Below are 4,970 nucleotides of genomic sequence, written 5' to 3' on the forward strand. Positions count from 1 at the left end.
AACGTGACCGCATCTCCGTGGCGATCGACATAACTTATAATAAATTTATGGTTATCCAGTCTCACATCGCTAATTGCGCCCGGAACATTAACCAATTCTCGCGGTAAGTTCAGTCGAATCGACCCGATTACCGAATTCTTTCTACTTKGATAGATTTGATATATTGGGAGCGGATTTTTCGATATTCCCAATGCCACTCCGAATTCCAAGTCATAGACTTCCATCAGTGGAAAAGGGCCGGCCAACCCCTTATTTTTTCTATAAAAGTAAGTGGCAGAACACTGCGTCCCACACGGGAACAACATCACAAATATCCCTTCCACAAGCGAAATACTGGCCGGCGCCGCAGAATAATCAAATAATTTTGCATCCCCTTGCTTGTCAGCACTGTATATTCCGCAATTGAGATGACCTCTTCTATTCGCACAATTGATTTTTATCTGAGTGTCACTCCGCTGAAAATTCGTTATTTCCGTAAGTGGCTGGCCGTTGACCGCCGCGGCAAGAACCAAACAGATGAAGAACGAAAGGGCCTTACAGCCTGTAGAACCGGCAATCTTCATCGCTGACTCCTCGCGAATTAGGAACCCTCTTGTCTGGCACTACAAACGGCGGAGCGCTGGATAATCGCMTTCTTTCTACGGCTCCTTAAAGCCCCAGACGCTCAAGCCTCTTCGAGATTGACTTCTTATCTTTTAGCGGAAAATTAACGGGATTTCCGCTTAATTCTCCGTCCAATCCCTTTGCCAACTTACCCAATATGTCGTCGCGTMTCACTAGAGGATGCACAGAATTCCCTAGATCTATTTGGTATATATTGACCAGATAAAAATCACCCCCAAAATCCGCCGATTTTGAGTTCACGTGCCATCTAACCAGGACAACAAGGAATTTCCCCCTCCTAACAAATGCTTCGGCGATATGGGGTGCGCCGCCGTTGATTTCATAGGTATCGATCGGGATGGATGGCTGATTGGCACACTCCAGGGTCATTTCGATTGGCGTAGCGGAAATTTCCAACCCGTCTTTATTGGATTCKGAATTTTTATGCTTGAAGGATACCAGACACCATTTCTCCCGATTCCCGATAGAAATTTCGCCAATCTCTGCCTCGAATGAATGTGCAGGTCTTATGCCTCCAAACCCCACGAGATAAACAACAAAAATACCCCACCTCGCCACCCGCTGGATGAACTCAATATGATATTCAAATCGTTTTTTCATAAAATCACACCGATAGTCACATCAGGTACTTATTAAATCAATCGCAGCCGATCAATTTCCCCCTGCTGTCCAACTCCCTGTTTATTTTCTTTTCTGTATTAAGAGAGAATCTCACACGCCTTCCATTTTTGACTCCATCCCAGCCCACCTTATTTTTACCAAGAAGCTCCCTTCGAACGAAAAAAGGGTCTCCCGAGATATTTTCACCATAACGATAAATTAATATCCTATACATATTCCCATTAAAAGACGAGGCACGAGAATAAATACTCCACCTCACCAACACCGCAATGCATTTATCACCTCTAATGAAAGATGATAATATTTCCGGGGCCCCTCCCTCCTTTTCATAGGTGTCAATAATTACGGCAGTACCGTCCTCACACGACCACCCGACATCAACATTTCCTGAAACCGCTTCCGATAAGGACTCAGACATAGAAGGTGCCGCTTCTTGGAATATCACAGAACACCCATTCTTTATGCTATCCGCATGGACGTCTTCGATTTTCTGAGAAGCAAAGCCGGTCTGTGAGAACGAAAAAGACGAAATACAAAAAAATTTAATTATCACCAGTGATTTCGTCACCAACCGTGAGAAATATTTAGTTTTGCATTCCAGTTTTTGTTGCATGGTTCGACCCCCTGATTTATTGCCATAAAAGCCCTACGAGCCGCGACTCGCCTTCGATCTATGTCTTTCATGACGGGGTTGATTTTCTTAGTTACGCGGGCAGGATTGTTGACATCTGCTAACGCATTTATGTCTCTTGTCCACCAGTACCAGCCTGATGAATCCGTTGCAAAATGCGCATCATCCTCTACCTTGGACGGTACGCTTGTGACATCGATCCCGCTGTATTTCTTGTAAGATACCTCGACCGCGAGAATCKACGTTTGGATGTTTGTCATCGCCAAACAATACGTGACCGGGCTCCACATCATTTCTTACCATCAGCCTTCCGTTCGCTCGAGTAACGAATAATTGAACGTACCGGCAGGTACTTGTATTCGATAATCTACTTGCTGCTTGCAGCGTTACCTTGCTCTGGTGGCCAGTCTGGAGAGATAGTCTTCAGATACATTGCTCTAACCTCAGACAGCCGCGCGAGGCAGTTATTACGCGTAGTCTCAAACGCCTCCGACTTATTCTCTATCTGCATAACTTCCATTTCGCAGTCAAAATATTTCATTTTTCTCCAAGTTTCTTGGGAGGAAATTACTTTATTTTTTATTTCCATTAAGAGATTGGGCTCTCTTTCATACTGCCTATTCAATCTTTTATTAAGTGACTTATACGCAGAATCGAGATTCGATTTCGCTTTGGCGTAACTTATAGCTGAACACTTGTAAATATCGGCACTGTACCTCGGTGAAACGCAGTCGAGATCGCTAGCCTGCACGCCAGGCAAAAATACAAATACAATTAAATAAAAAGTATATTTAATCTGATCTTTTAATGAAAAATTCATGGCATTACATTTGCAAGTAGCGGGAAAATAGTTTTATCTATTCTTTCTTAGATAAGCAACACACTGCCGTCCACCATCATATGGTTTTATACTTGACGTGTCTTCKATATAGAAAATTAGTTCGTCAGCATCATTCCCCATGCMAGCCACCGCTGGCTTAGGCTTTCGCATCATTTCTGACAAGACATATATTCAAGCTGTTTTCAATTGAGAAGCGAGGAAAGCCACCCCAGTTGATTTTTCATCGTCTTTGCCAGGCAAGCGCCATTGCCCCCACAAGCATTGCGCTCGTGCAGCCAGGAACGATGCCGCCGCACATTTTCAGTTGTGTCKAACGGAATTTGTTTCCCTTCCGCTAAATACAGGCTGTATGCACGGGCAATGCTTTTATCCAAACCAGCCAGTTCGTGGGAACGACATATAGCTTTTTCTGCGGAAGGTCTGGCATGAAAGCAAGAGAATGATGGGGAGGGCGCGGTCCCCGGGACGATCTTGGTCAAAATTAGGATAGTCTGATCGTACCAACGCAAAGCGATCTTCTTGCCATCAATAAAAAAAATCCAAGCGCCGCGCGGGACAGAAGGGAAAGCGGGGTCTTCAAATMCCACTCCCGCTTCCCATGGTTCTCGAGTGCAGGTAATGCCGGTCACATCTACAACCTTCCCCGCTGGCAATCCGAGTTGATAGTCAAGGACTGGCGATGCGTCGGAGTCCGCACTGTAGCCGCCGAGGCTAGCTTTCAGAAGGTTATCCACAGTGATTGGAATGATTCTTGCCTTTGGGTTTTCACATATACGATAGATTTCTGGTGCATTCCCTGCGATCCAATTCACGCGAAAATCAAAGATGCGCCACATTAGCATCGGCGCGTCCCATCCATAATTAATAGCGCCGCCGTAATTTGTATTTACATGAACCTCGACCACCTCCCACTTTCCGATCAACTCGTCAGGGATTGATGCAGACTTCGCGGGTGGAGTGAATAATCCAGTCAGAAATAATAATAGTACTAGGGGAATTATTATGGCCCTACGCAGGAACTCTAGAGCGCTCATTCTTTCGAGTCGAAATTGAGAATTAATGACAGTTTTGTTCACGATGGCTTGGTTCGCATCAAATATTCTTAGGCAAGAAATATGACTATTTGAAATCAATCTTACTGCCCTGAAATTCGTATCGAGCATGAACAAATAGGTTCACCTCGTCCTCTCTTCTCAGAACTAGGCCAAGCATCGTTTTTCCATTCGATTTCACCCCCTCTCTTATTTTGGCCGTGACCGCGGGCACGTCCCCTTCATTTACGAGCCTCGTAACGCTATCCCATCTCCCGGCAGCGTTGTAAGCAAAACATGTCAGTGCATCAAACTCATGTTGAGCGAGATCGATTTCTATGGAATTACGGACCTTCTCTTCGTAGTGCKGTACGATGTGGTGGAGTAATGCAAATTCCTGCTGCTGATTGAGTGAAAGCAGATCCGAATTGTCTTGCGCGAATTTTTGGGCCTGAGTCTCCGTCAGACCTGATCCCTTAGAAAGGCTGGTCGCGATAGATTCCGATAAGCCAATCGCCATCATGTCGGCTCGTATACTAGCGGCACTCCTTTCTTTCATGTCATAGCCTGGACCTAGCGTTACGCCACTTGCTCGGCCCGGCCAATGAAGCCTATTGGATTTACCTGCGCGCACTTCCTGCCTGTAGATGAACCAAATCCCCTTCTCCGAGAGCCGGGTTGCAGCAAATCGCATGAAGTTCCCAACCAAAGCCACGGGATGAACATGAAACACAAACGAATCAACAGGAAAACCTTCCACCTTCCCCGCGACGGCATCCCACCACACCAGCTTGGCAATCCGCGCCTTCTCGCTTTGCCAGGCGGCCCGGGCCGTGGGCGGCACGTTCTTGTCCCAGGCATCCCAGCTCGCCGGGTCGGCCTTCCATTCGCTTGGATAGCGAATGATCAATCGCGACAGTTCGCCGAGCTTGCCGCGGCTGCGCTGGGCAGCCCGCAGTTCCCCCAGGGTCAGTCGGTGATCGGGGATGGTATCGAGGCTGGCGAAGACCTCGCGCATGGGGCCGTCGAGTTGCGCATCGGTGAGCGCCAGCTCGCCGCCCTGGAACGCAGCCATTTGGGCCGCGGTGGTGAAGATGTTGCCGTAGCCTTCGCCCGTTGGCTTGGACTCGATCAGCTTGAAGTCCACCCACTCATGCGGTGAATGCAGGGTGATGCCGGTATGGCCCACTTCCCCAGCCCAGCCGATAGCGGTGGTGGTGTC

The 4,970-nt window shown here is 47.5% G+C and carries 6 protein-coding genes; all 6 read right to left on the minus strand.

Annotation, left to right across the window (positions count from 1 at the left end; translation table 11 throughout):
* Nucleotides 1-563: hypothetical protein (locus AC1DKV_RS40080; RefSeq protein WP_477139715.1), on the minus strand; the 563-nt coding region annotated here is incomplete at its 3' end.
* 85 nt (nt 564-648) lie between these two features.
* The gene (locus AC1DKV_RS40085; protein ID WP_477139716.1) at nt 649-1,224 is read right to left on the minus strand and encodes a hypothetical protein; all 576 of its coding nucleotides are present in this window, start codon (nt 1,222-1,224) and stop codon (nt 649-651) included.
* Nucleotides 1,225-1,261: 37 nt separating this feature from the next.
* Nucleotides 1,262-1,858: a hypothetical protein gene (locus tag AC1DKV_RS40090; protein WP_477139717.1), complete on the minus strand. Its 597-nt coding sequence runs from the start codon at nt 1,856-1,858 to the stop codon at nt 1,262-1,264.
* 385 nt (nt 1,859-2,243) lie between these two features.
* Nucleotides 2,244-2,696 (minus strand): lysozyme inhibitor LprI family protein, encoded by a 453-nt coding sequence (locus AC1DKV_RS40095; RefSeq protein WP_441650057.1) that lies wholly within the window; start codon nt 2,694-2,696, stop codon nt 2,244-2,246.
* 203 nt (nt 2,697-2,899) lie between these two features.
* Nucleotides 2,900-3,880 carry a lysozyme inhibitor LprI family protein gene (locus tag AC1DKV_RS40100; RefSeq protein ID WP_477139718.1) on the minus strand — a complete coding sequence of 327 codons (981 nt, stop codon included), beginning with the start codon at nt 3,878-3,880 and terminating at the stop codon, nt 2,900-2,902.
* Nucleotides 3,837-4,970 (minus strand): glycoside hydrolase family protein (locus AC1DKV_RS40105; protein ID WP_477139719.1); only part of this gene is annotated, 1,134 nt, incomplete at its 5' end. The genes AC1DKV_RS40100 and AC1DKV_RS40105, both read right to left, overlap by 44 nt.

The organism is Cupriavidus sp. 05T41, assembly GCF_056396525.1.